Consider the following 18906-nt stretch of genomic DNA (forward strand, 5'->3'; position numbering starts at 1 on the left):
CACGGGACGCGCCGCGTCGTTTGATCGATCGTGGTGGGCGTGACCGGTCCGGGGCGGTTTCGAGGCCCTCTGCGGGCAGCGCCGGGGGGTCCGGCCGCACGGAGGGGACACCTCCGCCAACCGGTCGGAACATCGCGTTCCACAACGAGACTGCCGTGTCGTCGAGGGGGTGAATCGGCCAACTTCGCTGATCCGACGGCTCATCGGTGAAGGGTTTGTGGAAGACTCCGCTGCGTTGGGGCGGCACCGCCGTGCACCAGTGCGAGTCGGCGGCCGCCACGAACGGATGCGAAGACTTTCGAACAGCCGGCGTCTCGACGGCCCCGGCGCCCGGGGAGCGGTGGCCGCCTCCCGGCGTCGGACGTGGACCGCGCGATCACCGCGACGGGCCGCGCCGGACGAGGCCCGCCGGTCTCGGTGGCTTGCGGCCCGGTGCGGGGAGGTGCTCAATGACGTGTGCGAGAAAGTCCGGCGACGAGAATCCCTCCCGAATGGACGGCATGTGACGGAAGTATGAATCGGGAATGTCGGCAGGAGGTTCCCGAGGCGGTGAAGGGTTGCTTCGACAGCCGTTTCCGGTGAATACCAGCGACTTCCTTTCGCCCTCGCTTTCCTGTCGGCGGCACCCGATCTCCTCGTCCCCAAGTGATCCGACTGCGTCAAGAATCCGGAAATTCTGTGCAAAGGACCGTCTCCGTTCCCGGCCCGCCCGGGGCGGAGGCGGCGAGAAAGGCTGAACGCATGCGCGCGCTGTGTCCCGTCGAAACCCTTTACGTGGCCCAGAGAAGCAGGGCGGTGCTGTCCTGCGCCGTACGCGGACACCTCGACGCGGTCGCGCTGTCGAGAGCGCTCGACGCGGTGACGGCCGAGCGGCCGACCCTGCGGGCACGCATCACCCCCGACGGGCCGGGGTACGCCCTGCAACTCCTCGGAGAGGACGACAGGCCGCGGCTCGTCCTGCGGACCGGCGACACCGAGAAGACGTACGAGGAGGAGCTCAACACCCCTCTCCCGGTGGGCGGTCCGCTCCTGCGAGCCGTCCTCACCAGCGAACCCGACGAATCCCGTCACCTCCTCGTCCTGACGGTGGACCACACCATCACCGACGGACACAGCGCCATCGCGCTCCACAACACCCTCTGGGACCGGTACCGCGCCCTCGTCGAGGGGACGGAGCCGGCGCCGAGCCCCACCGCTCCGGTCACCGAGGAGACCGACCCTCCGGCCTGGCCCGAACCCGTCAGCGCTCTGCTGCCGCCCTCGGATGAGGCGGAGACCGCCGATTACCTGGAGCGCCGGCTCGCCGAGACCGGACGCCATCCCGTCGAGCTGGTCGCCTACGACGCACCCCGGCAGCCTGAGGCCGACGCGGCCGCGGCGGAGAACGGCCACCGCATCGAGGTGCGCCGCCTCGTCCTCGACGCCGACCACACCACCCGCCTGCGCCGGCTGGCCCGCGACACCGGCGTGTCCGTGCACGGCCTCGTCAGCGCGGCGGTGCTGACCGCCGCCCGCAAGCGGCTCGACGGCGACGGCCCGCGCGCCCTCGGCTGCCTGTCGCCCGTCGACCTGCGCTCCCGCCTGACGCCACCCCTGGCGCCCGACGTCATGGTCCCCGCGGTCACCATGCACCTGCAGGCCGTCACGGTCGGCGCGGACACCGAACCGCTCGCCCTGGCCCGCGAGGTCGGCGCCCACCTGCGCCACTCCATCGAACAGGGCGACCACTTCCAGGACCTGCGCATCATGCCGCAGATCCCACGGCACCCCGCCCTCCAGACGGGCACCGTGATCGTGACCAACATGGGTTCCGCCCCCGGCCCCCGGCTGCCCGACGGGGCGCAGGTCACCGAAGTCCGTCTGGTACCCGCCCGCGAGCAGTACTTCCCGCAGGCCGGCCGCAGCCCCGTGATGGCCTGCGTGGTCTCCTTCGACGGGCGGCTGGCCATCGAGTTCCCCCACTACACGGCGTGCTTCACCCCGGCGTTCATGCGGGCGTTCCGCGACGACGTCCGTACCGCGCTCCTGACCTTCGCCACGACCGGCGACCGACCCGCCGTTCCCGCGAGCACGAGCTGAGGGCACCCCTCACCGCGGCCGCGGCGCCCCCACCGGCTTCCCCCAAGGAGCACCCCTCCGAGATGAAGACCGCGCACGAACTCCCCACCCCCTTGGCCCTGTTGCTGCCGCGCGCCCAGGCGGGCAACGAACAGGCGATGAACGACCTGCTCACCCACATCACGCCGTACGTCGCCCGGGTCTGCTACTCGATCGCTCACGACAACGGATCCGACGCGACGCAGGAGGCGCTCCTCGCCATATACCGGGGCCTCGCCACCCTGAGAGAACCCGCGGCCTTCTACGGCTGGGTCCGCTCCGTCACCATCCGCGAGGCGGTCCGTACCGTCAAACGCCTCGACGACGCGATGACGTGTCCACCGGTCGAGGCCCGGCACGAGGCGAACCCCCTGGACACCGTCCACATCAACGACGTCCTGGAACGACTGTCGACGCAGCACCGCGAAGTACTCACACTGCGGGTCTACGGACTCAACGAGGAGGAGATGGCGAAGACCCTCTCGCTGCCCGTCGGGACGGTCCGCTCCCGGCTGCACCGCGCCCGCCGCCGGTTCCAGGAGGCGTGGCAGCCGTCGGCGGCGTGAGCCGGCCCCCAGACGTACGGCAGCACGGCGTGCCGTCGGGCGGGCGGACCCCTGGCGGCCGGAGTACTGGCGGCCGGTGCCGGTGTCCTGAAGTCTGCCGGAACACACCTGACGGCCGACCCCCGTGGAGCGGGCCGACGGCGACGACGGAGGGCACCGGCCGATGAGCAGAGCCGACGACGACGCACGGAAGAGACCGACAGGAACCGTCCCAGCCGGGCCTGCCCGATAGGCCGCGACGACGACGGAACCTGGCAGACACGCGAGTACCGGGCGGCGCGCACCGTCCTGCGTAGCGCCGACACCGTCCAGGCCGGCCTCGGTATCGAGACCGCCGAAAAACTGGCGGCCCGGATCCGGCGTCCCGTCCTGTACCGGGACGGCCCCTAGCACCGTGAGCACCGCCGCCGGACCGCGCGCTACTTCACTCCTCGCCGGGTGGAGGAGCACTACCGGGACCTGGCGGAACGCGTCACCGAGAAGCACCTGGCGCCCCTGCGCACGGCGGGCACGGCCCGGCTGGAGGACCTTAGCTTCGGCGTGGCGCTCGGCCGCAAGCTGGGCTCCGGACCATTCGGCGGGGGAGCACAGCCGGTCAGTGCCCGCCGCCGAGCCGTCGCCGCAGCCACAGGCGTCCCCACTGACGGTGTCGCCGCTCCCGCCGATCTGCCCCTGCACGGGATCAGTCCGAACCCAGACAACCCCCACTCCAAGCTCGGCAACCTCACCGACCTGGCCGGCAGCCTCAAAACCCACGGACAGAAACAAGCGATCACGGTCATGAACCGCGACGCCCGCGTCCGAGCCAACCCCGATCGCGAAAGCGACCTCGAGCCGTACACCACTCACGTCGTTGTCGACGGCAGCAGCCGCCTCGCCGCAGCCCGGGAAGCCGGCCTCGACACCCTCAAAGTCTGGTCAGCGACGAGCAGGGCACGACATCCGAACCGCGCTCAGAGCAGACCCCGAGCAGGGAGAACGGTGATTACGACGTAATCACCGACGCCACTGACACAGCACAGGATCCCGCTCCTCCCGTATCGACAAGCACGGATGCGACTCCTCGCGCGGAAAGCATTCCACAGCCCCGTACCGACGAGGCCGTGGCAACAGCCACGGAAGCCGACTCTGCAAATCCCTCGCTACCGCGACTGCCACACGACGATGGGGTCCTCCTCGCCCACCACCTCATCCGCAAGATGAGCGACATCGAGTTCACCAGGATGCTGCACCTTCTCAACGACTACCAGGAAGCCAAAGTCGCCGCTCGCAGGCCGAAGAAGTGACGCGACACCGCCCATACCCCAGCGACCTCTCCGATGCGCGCTGGGAACTGATCGGGCCCACGATCACCTCCTGGCGGGCTGAGCGCAGGGGCAAGGGCCTCGCCATCGGTCGCCCGCCCGAACACGACCTGCGCCGCATCATGGACGCCATCCTCTACGTCGACCGCACCGGCATTGCTGGCGCTACCTGCCACACGACTTCCCGCCATAGCCGGGCATCAAAGGGTTCAAGGTGATTCCCCGACGGTGGGTGGTCGTGCGGACCTTCGGCTGGCTCATGCACCACCGCCGCCTGGCCCGCGACTACGAAGCCCATCCCCACCGTTCCGAAGCCATAATCCACGTCGCGATGATCGACCTCATAAGCCGCAGACTCACTCGCGAATCCACCCTGAACTGGCGCGACACCTGAACCTCGAACCAAACAACCTCACCGGGACAAAACGCTCTTTAAGCCGGTCGGGCGGAGTCGGTACTGACTCCGCCCGACGCGGCTCGCGGGCGACGCCCACTCCGCGCCAAAGACGGTGACAAGCACGGTCGGCGCCGAAGTCAAGGTGTCGACGTCGGTGAGCGGGCACTACAAGACGGCGTACACGTCGGGTCACACCTACTACTACTTCAAGAAGACCAAGAACCCGCTGTTCACCAACACCATGACGCCCTACCCGGCCGCAAGCAGCGACTGCAGTCCGAGGTCTACTCCAACGGCACCTGGTACGGCAACGGTTCGAAGTACCTCACGCTGGACTCCGCAGGCGTGTCCAAGGTGGAGCTGACCGGCGAGCATCAGACGGGCCTGCGGATGCGCGTCCGCTCCTCGTACGTCAACTCCTCGTCGGGCGACACCGTGAACTCGACGACGCACGGCGCGTGGAAGTACTACACCTTCACGAGCTGAGACGCACCCGGCGCAAGGTGCAGCACCTGTCAGGCGCTCGACTCTGTGTCAAAGGGTTCAGCAGTGTCTTCGGTGAACCTGCCGAACGGCAGCGGGGTGGCCGGCCAGGCTGTACGCAGACTCCGCCAACAGGATGGCCGGCCACCCTTCCCTTCGTCACCCACCTACGGCAGCCCAGCCGTTCGCTGGACTCGCTGCCTTTGCGGGCGATCCGGACTCCAATGCGCCTGCCACGTGACCATTTCCGCAGGCCCGGGCGATCGTAGGCTTTGTCCGCGTGGAGGCGCTGGGGTTTGAAGTACCGACCTCGATGAGGGTCGTGTCTCGTTTGGTGACCCTCGATCATGGGCTTCAGCCCCTCGCCGCCGTGGGTGTTGCCGGCTGAGACGCCGACGAGGAGAGGCAGCCCGTTCGCGTCCGACAGGATGTGCATCCTGGAACCCGGCTTACCCCGGTCCACTGGGCTCGGGCCTGTGTGTTCGCCCTCTTCTTGGCCCGGACGTGGGCGGTGTCGAGGACGACACGGTGACGTCGAGGAGGCCGGCATCGTCGAGCCGGTGCAGCACTGCCTCGTGCAGGCGGCCCCAGACGTCGGCTCTCGACCAGATCAGGGCCGCACCCTCGACGATGGGATCAGCGGCTGCGCGATCTCCCACAGCCCGTCCGGCACGATCCAGCTCCACGTTCCCCGCCCCATACCGGGTCAACGTCCACCTCACCACGTAGGACGCGGTCAAGCCGACGAGCCCGGCCTTCGGAAAACCGGGTCAAGCTGAGCGGCACCGGGAAAGCGGGGCCGGTCAGCCTTCCGGCCGAACCGGCATGGCGGCGGCCTAGAGGCGGACCGGAGAATGGGGCGGACGCACTGAGAGCGCCTGGTTGTTCCGGATGAGCTGTGGTTTAGAAGCGGCAGCCCGGTCAGGAGATGTGATGCACACCGTCCCGCATGTCCATGAACGCCTCCGATCACCGGAGGACCGTAGGAACAAACGCCTCCGGTACCCGCGGCATCGATGCCGGGAATGGCCGGCAGGGGTCCAGATGGCGTAGTGAAGGCCTATGTGACCAACGCGAGATCGAACGTGGTGTCGGTCATTGACACCAGCAACAACACCGTCATCGCCACGATCCCCGACGGCGGTTTCCCGTTCGGGGTGGCGGCGAATCCGGCCCTGGCACGCGTCTACGTCGCCAACGTCTTTTCCGGCACCGTGTCGGTGATCAGTACCAACAGCAACATGGTCACCTCCACCATTACCGTCGGCGACAGCCCTGTCGGGGTGGCAGTGGACCCGACCGGGGCCCGCGCCTACGTCGCCGACACCGACTCGGACACGGTGTCGGTCATCGACACCAGCAACAACACCGTCATCGCCACGATCCCCGTCGGGGACAGGCCGGTCTCGGTGGCAGTGCATCCATCGCAGGCCCGTGCCTACGTCACCAACGGCGACTCGAAGAGCGTGTCGGTGATCAGCACAAACACCAACGCCGTGATCGCCACGATCCCTGTCGGCAGCCGGCCCGCCGGGGTGGCGGTCGACGGGATCCGGGCCCGCGCCTACGTCACCCACGTCGACACGAGCACCGTGACGGTGATCAACACCGACTTCAATACGGTCACTGGCACCGTCCCCGCCGGCGACTTCCCGGTCTTCGTGGCCGTGGATGCGACCCGGGCCCGCGCCTACATCACCAACTTCGACTCGGACACCGTCACCGTGATCAACACCGACACCAACATGATCACCGCCACCATTCCGACCGCCGATGGCCCGGGCGGGGTGGCAGTGGACCCAGCCGGGAACCGCGCCTACGTCACCGACGAGAACTCGGACGCCGTGTCAGTGATCGACATGGGCACCGATATCGTCATCGCCACCATCCCCGTCGACGACGCTCCGGTAGGGGTCGCTCTCAGGTGATGCGTTGCTCCAGCGCCTTCTCGTTACGTCCGCAGGCCGCGAGCGTTGGCTGACACCAGCCGCGAGGCGAGCATCAACAGCAGCGGCCAGTGCACCGTCCGGGACGAGCGGAACGTGTGGGACGGGGGCAACCTCAAGAACGGCGTCGTTGCGTCGACCTGCTCGTACACCTGGGCCATGCCGGGGGTCAAGAATGATCTGCGTGAGGCCGACGTCCGTTTCAACACTCACGACTACGACTTCACAAACAAGCCGACCAGCAGCTGCTCGAACAAATACGACATCCGCTCCGTCGGTACTCATGAAGCCGGACACGTCTTCGGGCTGGGACGTGCAAGACGATCGCCAGGACCCTCGGCAAGGGAGACGTCCTGACCCTCCGTAGCATCTACTAGGAGGAACAATGAGCCGGTCGGGGCGAACCACGCGACTGCCTCTCGTGGCAGCCATGATGACGTTGGCTGTGGCCTGCACATCGGAGAGCAGCAGTCACGGAGGCGATCAGGCGGAATCCTGCGCCTACCGTGTCCTCTACCAAGACCGCACGTACCGGGATGTCGCGAACGTGGAGTTCACGGCGGGAGAGAAGCTCGGTTCCGCCACCATCCCGCCATGTGAGGACACCGGTGGCCAGGACAAGGGTGAGGAGTCCGGAGATGCGACGACCGCCTACGCAGTGGACGGCATCTCTCCCGACATGGCCGTCGCCGTCGGTGACAGCCCCGACGACGCCACCTTCATGGCCTCCTACTCGGGCGACAAGCTCCCCCCGGAGATACGGAAACTGATCGACAGGTCCTGACCTCGACCGGGTCTACGCCGCGCGGGTGGCGTAGACGTGGCCCGTGGCCGGTGGCCTCTGGCGCCCCGAGGCCACCTGCCGCAGAACCCCTTTGCACAGCCATCGTCCCTGGGCAGTTCGTGTTTCCAATCCGTGCTGCGTCGGGCGGTGTTGGTGCCAGCCTTCACGGTTGCGTGCGTGATCCTGAAGGCCTGGCAGCCCTGCACGTCGCGGGCATCCGAAGCTGGTCCGTAAGTTGATCCGGAGGAAGCGGTCCGCCTCAGACGTGGAGCTCCTGCGGGAAGCCGGTCCAGCGGAGCTCGGCAGGGAGGTGGCCGGTGTCGTTGAAGAGGAGAACCGACGGGGGGCGACCGGGCGCGTAGCGGATGACAGTCAGCGCCGCGTTGGCGTGGTTGATGCCTATCCAGCGCCACTTGGGGGCGTCGAGGGCAGCTCGGAAGAGCCAGCCGGCGAGGAAGTTGTGGGTGATGACGAGTTCGTGGCACGGCTCGTCGCCGACGATGGGTCCGGTGAACTCCGCGAGAGCCGCCGCCGCGAGCCCGGGCCCCTGCTCGCGTTCCTCGGCCGGAAACCGGCCCAGGAACTCAAGCATGGCGTCGGCCGTCTCCGGCGGCAGTTCCTCGCGCGCCGGCAGGTACGGAATGTAGTCGCCGGCCGCATCGGAGCGCCGCAGGGGGACGCCGTCGAGCCGTTCGCCGACCAGCCGGGCAGTCTGTTCGGCGCGGGCGAGCGGTCCGTGATGGATCGCCGTCAGGGGAACCCCACGGAGCCGCTCCCCGAGCAGGGATGCCTGGTGGCGGCCCGCGTCCGTCAGCTGACTCTCATCCGACGAGGCCTCGCCGTGCCGGGTGAGATAGAGGTAGCGGGCGGCCATGCCGGTCATGGGCAGGTCCTCCATTCAAGACGATCTTGCTGGCTCCTGGAGGGACGCCGACCGGCGCAGGCCGGTTCCACGTAGGGCTGGAATCCACCTTCAGGCGGATCAACACGTCGCGAGCTCCAAGGACCGGAAGACACGCCCTATGGGCCTGTCAGCTGTCGGCCCGGCGCTGGCCTCCTCGGCCAGCTGGGGGTGGCGCCTTTCCGGGCGAGGCGCCTGGTCATGAGGGTGGTGGCGGCCCAGGTGATCGGGGTCTCGGAGTGCTGGATGAGACGTTCGTAGCCCCTTGCGTGGCGGCGTGCGTGCATCATTGACGCAAGGCTGCGTTCGACGACCCAGTGGCCGGGAGGTACGACGAAGCCGGAGGCGTCCTTGGGGCGGCTGACGGGCTTGATGTGAGGTTGCGGTGCTGTTTCGCCCAGTCGATGAGCTTTCCGGCGTACGGGGAGTCGGCCCGGACGATCGTGATCTCGGGGTGCATCAGGCGGAGGCGGAAGAGGACTTCCTTGGCGGCTGCGGGGTCGTGCGGGTCGGCGGGTGTGACCATCAGCATGAGCGGCAGGCCGCGGGTGTCGACGACCAGGCGGCGTTTCCGGCCGTTGATCTTCTCGCCCGCGTCGTAGGCCGCGGGGGGCCTTCGAGACGGTCTCAGCGGCTTTCACGCTCTGGGCTGGGAGTCGATCACGGTGGCCACCGCTCGGGGTCCTTTGCCCATGTCATGGCGGATCCGGCCCGCCAGGTGGTCACGGATCTGGCCGACGATCCCGGCCGCCGCCCAGCGGGCCATGAACCCCCAGACCCGTGCGCCAGGGCGGGTAATCCGCAGGCCCGCCACTTGCATCCCGTGTCCACGACATAGCGGATCGCATCGACGATCTCGCGGCGCGGATGCTTCTCCGGCCGGCCGCCTATCCCTAATGCAGACTGCGCGCAGCAGCGAGACTTCGAAGCCGACCTCTTCTACCGAGTCACTGGGCCTTTTCAGCGTTGACCCTCCAGGGTGAGGATGGCTGCGGTCATAAGCCCTGGGCTTCTCGGCGGCCTGGTCTTCGCCTGGGCAAGAGGTCGCGTACTACTCCGTCGATGTGTGGATCGTCGGCGTGTGCTCCTCCCCACCGTCACCAACCATGTCACGCCAGTGCTTTTCAGCGGAGCGGATGAGGTCGTCGCCGAGGCGTTCGAGAAATCGGCCTGCCCGGGCCAGCCGGCCTCCGGCAGCGGTCTGGGCTCCGAAGACTTCGGCGCCACGCAGCGCGGTGGCGGCGAGCCGCTGGTTGGCGGCGGCGCTGGCCACGACGGTCCGCAAGCCCGCGTTGTCGTCGAGGAAATACCGGTGGCGGCGGCTCCGGTCGTCGTGGCCGCGGCGAATTAGATCCTGCCGTTCCAGCAGGTGGACCGCCTGCGAGATGGTCGCGGCGCTGACGCGCAGGTGCTGCGCCATCTCACTGGCGGTGCGGCTGCCGTTCTCGGAGGCGAACAGGCAGGCCATCACGCGGGCGGCGGTGCGCGGGAGGCCGGTTTCGACGAAGGCCGCGGTGAGGTCGATGACGAACGCAGCCGTTGCGTCGGGGTCGGGGCCGAGGTGCTCGATGGTCCGGTGCACCGACTGGGGCGGCTGCGGCCTGCGTCGGGCTCGGTGGATGGTCGCGAGCTGTGCCAGTTCCGCGTGGTAGCGGGCGGGTCCGCCGTTGCGCGCGACCTCGCGGCTCACCGTCGACGTGGGACGGTCCAGGCTCCTTGCGATGTCGGCGTAATTCAGGCGCTGTGCCAACCCGGCCGCAATCTGCTGCCGGTCGGCTCTGGTCAGCCTGCGTCCTGGCATCGGCTTCGGTTCCTTTGATTGGGGCGTCTCGGCCACAGTGTGCACTGGTCGCCGATCGTTGCAACATCCCCTCGCTCGGCGTGCATTGACCCTCACAGTCATTGCAATCGCCAGATGCATGACTGACCAGCACAAACAGCACGGTCCAGAGGAGATCGCCGTTGACCGGCTTTCGACTCGTACCTAACGTTCGGCTCCGATCGCCGGGCACGGGTGTGAGGCGGTCTCCCAGGGAGGAGCGAGGTGACAGCGTGGCCGAGACCGCCGTCGAGCTGCCCTCCGACGCGCCCTGAGCCGTCCACGCGACCCGTCCGCCGAACCGACGCGCATCAGCGCCCGGTTGGGCGCAGCAACAGATGTCGATCGATTGTCAGGAGCATCCATGCGAGCCAAAGGCATCACCTACGACACCGGCTTCGCTCCGGGCGGAAAGAGTTCTCGGCCCGTCTTCGACGCCGACGCGGTACAACGCGAGATCCGCATGATCGCGGACGACCTGCATTGCGACGCCGTACGGATCACCGGTGGCGACCCGGGGCGACTGGCCCTCGCGGCCCGGCACGCCGCCGACGCCGGGCTGGAGGTCTGGTTCTCCCCGTTCCCCTGCGAACTGTCCGCCGGGGAGCTGCTGCCCTACTTCGCCGACTGCGCCGATCGCGCCGAAGAGGTGGGAGTGAACGTCTTCGTCGCCGGCTGCGAGTTGAGCCTGTTCGCCGCCGGTATCCTCCCCGGAGACGACAGCATCGCCAGAATCGAAGCCCTGATCAGCGGCGCTCCCGACGAGACAACACTGGCCGCCCTCGCCGAGGTTCCTGTCCGGCTGAACTCCTTGCTGTCCGACATCGCGGCGACGGTCCGCTCGCGGTTCCGCGGCAAGATCACCTACGCCTCCGGAACGTGGGAACAGATCGACTGGGCGCCCTTCGACATCGTCAGTGCCGACGCCTACGGCGATGCCAGTGACGCCTTCCGTCAGGGTCTGCGCGAGTATCTCCGGCACGGCAAGCCGCTCGCGGCGACCGAATTCGGCAGCTGCACCTACCGAGGCGCCGCCGCCCGCGGAGGCATCGGCTGGTGGGCCGTCGTAGACCACGATGCGGACCCGCCCTGCCTCGACGGCGACTACATCCGCGACGAAGCCGAACAGGCCCGCTACCTGCGCCAGCAATTGGACGTCTTCAATGAGGAAGGCGTGGACACCGCCTTCTGGTTCACCTTCGCCGGGTACGCATATCCGCACCACGAGGACCCGCGCTTCGACCTCGACATGGCCTCCTACGGAGTGTGCAAGGTCATGCCCGACGGCAACCTGGCACCAAAGCGTTCCTTCCACGCCATGGCTGAGGCATACCAAACAGCAACGTCAGCGTTGCCTCTCCAAGGCGAGGACGGCCTTGGCCATTGACGAGATGCGATTCGGGCCGCAGCGGGGGCGGCGGAAGACTCGCCGTGCCTTCAAGCGTGCGACGCCGCGCTCGACCGGTGCCCGTGCCGCGGACAGCGCTCGGTTGACGGTCTGCTGGGTCGGCGTGAGCTTGCGGCCCGGCGGGCGTCTGAGGGGTGTCGTCACCCACGAGTCGGCCCCACGTGGGCGCGATCGGCTAGCAGCGGGACACCCTGCCGTTCGCAGATCCGGATGATCCCGTCAGGTCGAGTGCGGCAGAATACGGAATCAACGCGGCTCCTGTTCGTTTGGGTTGAGATTTCGAACACCTCCCCCCAACGGCACGGGAGCCTCGTGCGTTGCGCACACCTCCAGCGTCAGCCGATCAGTGGCCATGCTGAAAACGCTCAGTGAGTACGCGCGGAGAACGGCAACGTCCCACCCCGCCGGAGCCAGCCCCCACCCCTCCCAGTCGAGAAGAAGGCATGCCGGAGCCGTCGGATTCGCCCAGTGCAGATCACGATGACTGGTCTTCCACACGGCGACTTCGGGGGCGAATCGGCCGCCGCTGATCCACTCCAGGCGCCGGTTCACCAGGTCCTGACGGACCGGCACCCGGCCTGTCGCGGTCGCCGCCACCGCTTCGAGGAACGTCTCGAGTCCCTTCCAGCAGCTCTCCGACAACTGCACGGGTCCCTGCAGCTCGGGCGTCACGGAGACCGGCGCGTCCTCGACGAACGTCGAAAGTTCGGCCCGGAAACGAAGACCCTCCTCAGCCCAGTCACGGACCCCACCAGCTCCGGCCGGGACGCCGTCGCGATGACCTGCGCGGACTCGTTACTCATCCAGTGCCTTCCGCTGACCTTGTCCGTCGGCGCAACGACCACCCGCAGCCACCTGGCTAGTCGGTTTACCGTCACCTTGCCGCCCAGGGTCCGCCCTCTCCAGCCTCAGCCCGAACCCCGTCGACGGTCTGGCAGCCGAACTCCTCCACGCCCGCACGAACACCTCTTGCAGGAGCTGGAGATCAGCCTCGGACGGCTCCCACATCGGCACTCTGGGCGCCTGCCATGATCGCAATCATGGACATACACATCGCACCAGCTGGGGTAACCGACTTCCACCAGGTTGTGACTGATCACCCCCGTTACTGGGGCGAACGCGATCTCCGGTCGCTGCACCTTCTGGCACTGGTGCAGGAGTTCGGTTCCACCTGCTTGATTGCCCGCGCCGAGGACGGAATCCGTGGGTACATCTTCGGGTTCGTCACCCCAGACGGCACCGGGTACGTGCATCTGATCGCGACACGGGACGACGCCCGTGGCACCGGTCTCGGGCGTCGTCTGTACACGGCGTTCGCCGAGGCAGCGGAACGTCATGGTGCACGGCAGTTGAAGGCGATCACGTCAATCGAGAACACCGGCTCGATCGCCTTCCACCGCAGCCTCGGTTTCAACACGAAGATCGTCGACGACTACAACGGCCCTGACCAGGCCATGGCCGTCTTCCACCGAGATCTGCCGCTCAACGTCTCGTGGCCCTGACCAACCTTCCGCCGCGGGTAGTCGCTCCCCGGCCAGGCCGCGGGTCCAGCGGTGGCCGGCCACCGAAGTCCGACCCAGCGGGCTGCAAGGCCCGGCACGCGGTCGAGTGCCGCATCAAATTGGGGCACGTCGGCGCCGATGACGGTGAAACGGGGTCAGCGAAGAGGGTGCCCGGCGAGCACGGCCTCACCGCCGCCGTCCGGGCCGACGAGGTGGATGTCCTGCCCGGACAGGGCGGCCACCTGCCACTTCACGCCGCGGAAGCGGACGTGAGCCCCGACCTTCACGGCCGGCCGGGCATCGCGCCGCGCGGTCACCCGGCACCCTGAGTGTGCCGGCACCTGCCCATGCGGGCTTCCTGTAGCTCTATCGGTCACTTCTGGGATGCCGGGACGAGAGCGGGGGCGGCCTTGAAGGAGATGGCCTCCATGAGCGGCTTGCGCTTGGTGTTGTGAAAGGCCGCGATGCGCCACTGGCCGTCCTGCTCCCGGACCAGGGTGTAGGTCTGGACCTTGGTCAGTTTCTTCGGCTTGCTGCCCTGGTAACTGTCGCCGCGGCCGGTGATCACGGCGGTGTCCGGACCGTAGAAGCGGATGTCCAGGATCTCGTCGGCGAGCTGTGTGCCCTTGAGGAATTTGGCGAACAGCGTCCGGTGGCTGTCAATGATGTCGCGGCGGCCCTGGTAGTACGTGCCGACGAAGGTGACGTAGGTGGCGTCCTGCGTGAACTGCGCACCGTACGTGTCGGCGTCGTGGCGTCGCCAGGCATCGATGAGTGAGGCGATCACTGTGGTGACGGCATCGCGGTCGTCCGTGGTGGTGGGCATGGAATCCTCCAGGTAGTTACACTGGTGCAGATATTGCAGGTGGACATTATCTGCACGCATGCAGCTATCTATGCAAGGGGCACCCAGGGACATGGCAGACCTGACGCCGGCGGACGAGCACTTGGTCTTCCGTCAGTACCTCGATGCTGTGGGACTCCACGGCATGGCCGGGGCGGAAGCGGTGGGGCTCAGCGCCTCCGAGTGGTATGCGCTCAGCCAGATCGCGTTGGAAGGCCCGCTCACCTCGGGAGAACTGGCCGCACGTGCCGGCCTCACCACCGGGGCGACCACTCGCCTGATCGACCGCTTGGAGCGAGCCGGGTTCGTCCGCCGGGCTGCCGATCCGGATGATCGGCGCAAGGTCATCGTCGAGCCGGTGGCCGACTCCCTCGACCATGTTGAGAAGGTGGTCGGGCCTGCGCGGCGCCAGATTGGCGAGGTCCTCAGTCGGTACACGCCGGACCAACGCGCCGTTCTCTTCGAATACTTCGCTCACGCCGCCCCAGCTTTCCGGGCGGCCACCGAGGAGATCAGGGACGCAGCAGCACACCGCCGTCAGCGCAAGGGAGCTGCGGCGGCCCGCCGCCTGTGAGGGTGGCGGGCCGCCGAGTCAAAACCGGTAGGTGTCAGCTGGCCTCGGCGGGGCCTTCGGCTCGGGTTCGGGTGCTGGCGAGGCGGTAAGAGTCGGTGCCGGTCTCGATGATGGTGCCGTTGAAGGTGAGGCGGTCGACGATGGCCGCGCAGAGGCGGGGGCCGGTAAAGGTCTTTGTCCAGCCGCCGAACGACTCGTTGGAGGCGATGGCGACACTGTTCTCGCCGGTGCCGCAGTCGCCGATCGGGCAGAGCGGCTGGCTTTTCCTGACCCATTCGCGAGGCAACTTCGGGATTCCTGAAGCATTCTCGGCCTGTCTGACGGATCGGCGTCCTGGTCGAAGGTGAGGAGGCCGGACTGTCGGCGATGGCGGTGTCCCGGGATCTGCGTGACGATCGGTATTCCGGGGTCGGTGGAGGTGCCGGAGCAGTCGAGATCGCTGTGCTGGCCGATGCGCCCTCAACCAGCACCACGCGCATCAGGGCTGCCAATGCCGCTCTGCGGCGGGTGCAGGAGGAGCCGAGTGGGCCTTGTGCTCGGTCAACCGTCCCGCTGTGTAGCGCAGTTGGATTCTCCTGGGTCAAGGCGGCGTGCTCGGCCGGTCGATGCGTCTCGTCGGGAGTCCGTTCCCGTGGCCCGGGACCGGATGCGGCCGGCGGCTGTGGCGGCGATGGGTTGCCCGAGCGCGATCCCGAGCAGAACAAGGACCAGTCCGCACATCTGTCGCAGAGTGAGGGTCTCTTCGGCGATGACGGTGCCGAGCAGTACGCCGGTGACCGGGTTCAGCAGCCCGATCAGGCCGACAGCGGCTGCCGGCAGGTGACGCAGGCCGGCAAACCAGGCAGCGAAGGCGACCGCGGTCGCGACGACGGTGACGTAGGCGAATCCGAGGATCGCGCCCACACCGAGGTGGGGCGGTTCTCCTTCGCGGACGACGGCCAACGGAAGCACGACCAGGCCCCCGGCAATGAGCTGCCAGGACGTCGAGGCGAGGATGTCGACCTCGGTGCTCCACCGCTTCGCGAGTACGTAGCCGAAGGAGGACGTCACCATCGCCGTGGCCGATGCGAGGACGCCGAGTGGGTTCAGGGTGACGTTGCCGCTGAGCAGCATCAGGCAAACACCCGCGCTACCGACGCCGGCGCCCATCAGTGGGAGGCCGTGAGGGCGTTCCGCGTTCACGGCCCAGGCGAGCAGCATCAAGACTGTCGGTGAGGCCGCCATGATGGTGGAGGCGATGCTCGTCGGCAGCAGCTGCGCCGCGAGATAGATCAGGGCGAAGAAGGACCCCATGTTGAGGGTGCCGAGCACCAGCGACTTCCACCACCACGCCCCGTGCGGCACCTGTCGGCACAGTGCCAGCAGCAGGGCCCCTGCGGGCAGAGCCCTGATTGCCGCACCGTAGAGCGGTTGGCCGGTGGGCAGGTATTCGTGGGTGACGAAGTAGTTCGTAGCCCAGGCGACCGGAGCGATCGCCGTCACCAGTGTCCATCGTACGGTAGCTTCCACGGAAGGAACATAGCTTCCCTGGAAGCTATAATGAAGCCGTGAACTACTACGAGGATCACGTCGCCCGCATCCAGCGCGAGTGGGCTCGCGAGCGTCCGGATGTGGATGTGGGCCCCCAAGGCGTGATCGGCCGGCTCCATCGCCTCGCCAGCCTTCTGACCGAGCAGCTGTACCTGGTCTACCGGCGTTACGGATTGAGCGAGGGAGAGTTCGACGTCCTTGCGGCGCTTCGGCGGGCCGGGGACCCCTTCGAGCGCGCCCCGGGCGAACTGGCCGCGTTCACCATGGTCACCACGGGTGCGATGACCAAACGCATCGACCGGCTAGAACGTAACGGACTGGCCACACGACGCCGGTCCGCCGAGGACGGCAGGGGACGCGTGGTCGCACTCACCCCGGCAGGACGGGAGCTGATCGACCGGGCCTTCGCGGACCACATGAGCAACGAACGCCGCATACTCGACGAGCTCGGCCCCGACGAGGCCGCACGTCTCGAAACACTGCTCACCACCTGGCTGGCACGTGTCGAGCCGCCTCGCGCACCGGAGTGACTCCATTGCATGGCACTGCCGAAGCTGTTCGCCTCGACTTGCTCAGCACTCCCGTGTTTTCCCGAATCCCGAACACACGGGGATCGCGGGGATCTGCCGCCCTGCGCCGATGGACGCGACATCCTCCCGGCAAGGCGACGATGCTGTCCTTCGGTGACGGTCCGCACCGCTGTCCCGGAGCCGACCTCGCGATGACGGAAACCGACGTCTTCCTGAGCCGCCTCTTCGCGCTGAAGGGCATCCGCATGGTCACGCCCCCTCGCGTCTCGTTCCAGGACGAGACGAGCGGCTACGCGATCCGCGGCCTGGAGGGCGCCCTCGACGGACCCTGACCCTCCACCCGTCGGCCACGTCCCGGCCGTCGCGCCCCGCGGGAACGGGGGAGCCCCGCGTCCGGCCCGCCCCAAAAATCCAGGGGCGGTTCGTGCCGGTCGCGGGGCTCAGCCGGTCGGATCAGGTCCGGTACGCGTAGTACGCCGCGTTCGGGTTCGCGGCGATGATGCTCGCCACCGACCTGCGGTAGGTGTCGGCGGAGTGGTACGTCAGATACGGCACGCCCCGCGAGCTGCGGTACGAGACGATCATCGTGTGGTCCTTGGACCCGTCCTTGTTGAAGTCCATCTGCAGCACGTCGCCGACGTCCATCTGGTAGACGTTCGCGAGGCTGGTGGCCCGCTTCGAGTTCAGGGAGAACCAGGAGAACTCGTTGACGCCGACGAACGAGTCCGAGTGGATGTCGGCGTTGCCGAACCACTTGGTGTAGTCGTACACGTAGCCGGGGACGTGCTTCCAGCCGCCGGCCTTGAGGGACTGGCTGACGAAGTTGGTGCAGTCGCCGGCGCCCCCGTCGAAGCTGGGATAGGCCGGGTTGTAGTCGTCCCAGTACTTCTCCGCGTACGCGGCCATGGCCTTGTAGTTGTAGCCGGTGGCGGAGAAGTTCTTGGCCTTGGCTGGAGCGGGCCAGGAGGTGGCCGAGCGGGCGGCGGCGGGCATGTCGTCGCCGGCGACCGCCGCCGTGAACGAGGTCTTGGCCGGCTGGTTCACCGCCAGGTAGCCGTCATCCGTGTTGCGGACGTTGGTCAGCTGCCAGTCACCCTGCCGGTCGGCGGTGAACGTCAGCTTGTGGTGGGCCTGGAAGCCGGTGGTCTTCGGCTCGTCGCCACGCACCTTCTCGTACGTCAGCATCGTGGTCTCGGTGACCTGGACGGTGGCGTGCCCGCCCCGCACCCGGGTCCTGTCCAGGGTGACGCTGGTCTCGGCCTTGCTGTACCGCTCGCCCAGGGTGGCGAGGCGGGACTTGCGGCCGCGCAGCGAGGACAGCGTGGAGTCCTCCTTGTTCTCCAGCGAGGAGGACAGCTCCACGTCACCGGAGAAACGCGAGGCGAGCGGCGAGCGCCCCCGGTTCTGCTTGTGGTCCACCAGGGCGTCGGTACGGTCGGTGAAGACCGCGTCCGCCAGCCGCTGGAAGGTGGCCCTGGTGGCCGGATCCACCACGGGCTCCCCGGCCCCGGCGCTGCTCGCACCGGCACTCCAGTTGGGCAGCATGGCCGCACCCGCGACGACCGAAGCGGCCGCCGCCGTCACTATGGTGGCGCGACGCCGCGTTCTGCTCAATTTCCTTGACTTCACTGAGTTTCCCCTCTACCCCGGACGCCTGCTGCCGGGGCAGGGCATCTTCGCACGTCAACGGTTCCGGTTGGGAAGAGGGATGCACAAGTGATACACGGACACTTCACGGCGCCGTCCCGGGAGTGCCGCACGCCCGCGGGCGCTCCGGTCCGCCGGGCAACGTCGGGGCAGAACCCTCGCACAGCACCAACGCCCGTGCCATGATGCTGAGTTATGACTGACGGGGAGGGTGTGGCGACCCGCGCGATCCGGGTCCGGCTGGACGGAACCGCGAGCCAGGGCGACATCGGTGCTCTGAAGAAGTGGCTGGAGCGGGAGAAGCCGCTGGAAGAGCTGGCCAGAAACGGCGATCTCCGGATCCAGGAGCGCGCCGGGACGGACGACCAGGAAACGGACGAACACGGCAGACCCATGGGCGCCGGGATCGAGATCCTGCTGCTGCTCGCCGGGGCCGCCGCCCAGTCCACGTTCGACATCGTGTTCAAGCAGGTGAGGAGAGGCGTCAAGGCCTGGTACGAGAACCGCCGTTCCGTGGAGAGCGGCGATCCGCCCGACTACGACGTCGACCCGGTGGACCTCGACGAGAGGTAGG

At 67.9% G+C, this 18906-nt stretch carries 20 protein-coding genes and 5 pseudogenes; 15 read left to right on the forward strand and 10 right to left on the reverse strand.

The window, feature by feature from the left end; translation table 11 throughout:
- Positions 1-774 precede the first annotated feature (774 nt).
- The 6 genes and pseudogenes from AC0ZLC_RS19600 (at position 775) to AC0ZLC_RS19625 (ending at position 4850) form a co-directional block, all read left to right on the forward strand.
- Entirely contained in the window at positions 775-2079 is a 1305-nt protein-coding gene (locus AC0ZLC_RS19600) for a phthiocerol/phthiodiolone dimycocerosyl transferase family protein (protein WP_476753263.1), read from the forward strand.
- Positions 2080-2141: 62 nt separating this feature from the next.
- On the forward strand, positions 2142-2663 hold the full coding sequence (locus AC0ZLC_RS19605; protein ID WP_476753264.1) for an RNA polymerase sigma factor: 522 nt from the start codon (positions 2142-2144) through the stop codon (positions 2661-2663).
- 438 nt (positions 2664-3101) lie between these two features.
- On the forward strand, positions 3102-3659 hold the full coding sequence (locus tag AC0ZLC_RS19610; protein ID WP_476753265.1) for a hypothetical protein: 558 nt from the start codon (positions 3102-3104) through the stop codon (positions 3657-3659).
- A 107-nt stretch (positions 3660-3766) separates the two neighbouring features.
- A complete protein-coding gene (locus tag AC0ZLC_RS19615) occupies positions 3767-3949 on the forward strand; it encodes a hypothetical protein (protein ID WP_476753266.1) in 183 nt (60 codons plus the stop codon).
- Positions 3946-4361: pseudogene (locus AC0ZLC_RS19620) on the forward strand (transposase). Before AC0ZLC_RS19615 ends, AC0ZLC_RS19620 begins: the two are co-directional and overlap by 4 nt.
- Before the next feature lie 348 nt (positions 4362-4709).
- A complete protein-coding gene (locus tag AC0ZLC_RS19625) occupies positions 4710-4850 on the forward strand; it encodes a hypothetical protein (protein WP_476753267.1) in 141 nt (46 codons plus the stop codon).
- On the opposite strand, the pseudogene AC0ZLC_RS19630 reads toward AC0ZLC_RS19625, so the two are convergent.
- Positions 4840-5547, reverse strand: a pseudogene (locus AC0ZLC_RS19630) (transposase). The gene AC0ZLC_RS19625 and the pseudogene AC0ZLC_RS19630 overlap by 11 nt on opposite strands.
- Positions 5548-5899: 352 nt before the next feature.
- Here AC0ZLC_RS19630 and AC0ZLC_RS19635 point away from each other — a divergent pair.
- From AC0ZLC_RS19635 to AC0ZLC_RS19645, 3 genes are all read left to right on the forward strand, one after another.
- Complete coding sequence (locus tag AC0ZLC_RS19635; protein ID WP_476753268.1) at positions 5900-6775, forward strand: beta-propeller fold lactonase family protein; 876 nt, start codon at positions 5900-5902, stop codon at positions 6773-6775.
- 45 nt (positions 6776-6820) lie between these two features.
- Complete coding sequence (locus tag AC0ZLC_RS19640) at positions 6821-7150, forward strand: hypothetical protein (protein ID WP_476753269.1); 330 nt, start codon at positions 6821-6823, stop codon at positions 7148-7150.
- A 73-nt stretch (positions 7151-7223) separates the two neighbouring features.
- On the forward strand, positions 7224-7577 hold the full coding sequence (locus AC0ZLC_RS19645) for a DUF6281 family protein (protein ID WP_476753395.1): 354 nt from the start codon (positions 7224-7226) through the stop codon (positions 7575-7577).
- A gap of 259 nt (positions 7578-7836) precedes the next feature.
- Here the strand turns inward: AC0ZLC_RS19645 and AC0ZLC_RS19650 are convergent, their stop codons facing one another.
- The 3 genes and pseudogenes from AC0ZLC_RS19650 to AC0ZLC_RS19660 form a co-directional block, all read right to left on the reverse strand.
- Positions 7837-8460 carry a histidine phosphatase family protein gene (locus tag AC0ZLC_RS19650; RefSeq protein WP_476753396.1) on the reverse strand — a complete coding sequence of 208 codons (624 nt, stop codon included), beginning with the start codon at positions 8458-8460 and terminating at the stop codon, positions 7837-7839.
- Positions 8461-8627: 167 nt separating this feature from the next.
- Positions 8628-9366 (reverse strand): annotated as a pseudogene (locus AC0ZLC_RS19655) (IS5 family transposase); the annotation flags it as partial.
- A 163-nt stretch (positions 9367-9529) separates the two neighbouring features.
- Positions 9530-10279, reverse strand: a complete 750-nt coding sequence (locus tag AC0ZLC_RS19660) for a GbsR/MarR family transcriptional regulator (protein WP_476753270.1) — start codon at positions 10277-10279, stop codon at positions 9530-9532.
- A gap of 382 nt (positions 10280-10661) precedes the next feature.
- Between AC0ZLC_RS19660 and AC0ZLC_RS19665 the strand changes: the two genes are divergently transcribed.
- On the forward strand, positions 10662-11684 hold the full coding sequence (locus AC0ZLC_RS19665) for a hypothetical protein (RefSeq protein ID WP_476753271.1): 1023 nt from the start codon (positions 10662-10664) through the stop codon (positions 11682-11684).
- On the opposite strand, the pseudogene AC0ZLC_RS19670 reads toward AC0ZLC_RS19665, so the two are convergent.
- Positions 11643-11932 (reverse strand): annotated as a pseudogene (locus AC0ZLC_RS19670) (transposase family protein); the annotation flags it as partial. The gene AC0ZLC_RS19665 and the pseudogene AC0ZLC_RS19670 overlap by 42 nt on opposite strands.
- Before the next feature lie 19 nt (positions 11933-11951).
- Positions 11952-12377, reverse strand: coding sequence for a hypothetical protein (locus tag AC0ZLC_RS19675; protein WP_476753272.1), 426 nt, complete (start codon positions 12375-12377; stop codon positions 11952-11954).
- 356 nt (positions 12378-12733) lie between these two features.
- Between AC0ZLC_RS19675 and AC0ZLC_RS19680 the strand changes: the two genes are divergently transcribed.
- Positions 12734-13207, forward strand: a complete 474-nt coding sequence (locus AC0ZLC_RS19680; RefSeq protein WP_476753273.1) for an N-acetyltransferase family protein — start codon at positions 12734-12736, stop codon at positions 13205-13207.
- Positions 13208-13580: 373 nt separating this feature from the next.
- On the opposite strand, the gene AC0ZLC_RS19685 is transcribed toward AC0ZLC_RS19680, so the two are convergent.
- Entirely contained in the window at positions 13581-14033 is a 453-nt protein-coding gene (locus AC0ZLC_RS19685) for an SgcJ/EcaC family oxidoreductase (RefSeq protein ID WP_476753274.1), read from the reverse strand.
- Positions 14034-14124: 91 nt separating this feature from the next.
- On the opposite strand from AC0ZLC_RS19685, the gene AC0ZLC_RS19690 reads away from it, so the two are divergent.
- Complete coding sequence (locus AC0ZLC_RS19690) at positions 14125-14625, forward strand: MarR family winged helix-turn-helix transcriptional regulator (RefSeq protein WP_476753275.1); 501 nt, start codon at positions 14125-14127, stop codon at positions 14623-14625.
- A 34-nt stretch (positions 14626-14659) separates the two neighbouring features.
- Here the strand turns inward: AC0ZLC_RS19690 and AC0ZLC_RS19695 are convergent.
- Together AC0ZLC_RS19695 and AC0ZLC_RS19700 are read right to left on the reverse strand one after the other, a co-directional pair.
- Positions 14660-14848 (reverse strand): annotated as a pseudogene (locus AC0ZLC_RS19695) (ATP-binding protein); the annotation flags it as partial.
- 317 nt (positions 14849-15165) lie between these two features.
- Positions 15166-16107 carry a DMT family transporter gene (locus AC0ZLC_RS19700; protein ID WP_476753276.1) on the reverse strand — a complete coding sequence of 314 codons (942 nt, stop codon included), beginning with the start codon at positions 16105-16107 and terminating at the stop codon, positions 15166-15168.
- A 65-nt stretch (positions 16108-16172) separates the two neighbouring features.
- Between AC0ZLC_RS19700 and AC0ZLC_RS19705 the strand changes: the two genes are divergently transcribed.
- Both AC0ZLC_RS19705 and AC0ZLC_RS19710 read left to right on the forward strand, forming a co-directional pair.
- On the forward strand, positions 16173-16685 hold the full coding sequence (locus AC0ZLC_RS19705; protein ID WP_476753277.1) for a MarR family winged helix-turn-helix transcriptional regulator: 513 nt from the start codon (positions 16173-16175) through the stop codon (positions 16683-16685).
- Positions 16686-16876: 191 nt separating this feature from the next.
- Positions 16877-17017: a hypothetical protein gene (locus AC0ZLC_RS19710; RefSeq protein WP_476753278.1), complete on the forward strand. Its 141-nt coding sequence runs from the start codon at positions 16877-16879 to the stop codon at positions 17015-17017.
- Between the two features lie 121 nt (positions 17018-17138).
- Here AC0ZLC_RS19710 and AC0ZLC_RS19715 read toward each other — a convergent pair whose 3' ends face one another.
- On the reverse strand, positions 17139-18314 hold the full coding sequence (locus AC0ZLC_RS19715) for an amidase domain-containing protein (RefSeq protein WP_476753279.1): 1176 nt from the start codon (positions 18312-18314) through the stop codon (positions 17139-17141).
- A 213-nt stretch (positions 18315-18527) separates the two neighbouring features.
- Between AC0ZLC_RS19715 and AC0ZLC_RS19720 the strand changes: the two genes are divergently transcribed.
- Positions 18528-18905, forward strand: coding sequence for a hypothetical protein (locus tag AC0ZLC_RS19720; RefSeq protein WP_476753280.1), 378 nt, complete (start codon positions 18528-18530; stop codon positions 18903-18905).
- Position 18906: the final 1 nt, after the last annotated feature.

It is taken from the genome of Streptomyces sp. GLSS-08, assembly GCF_056387915.1.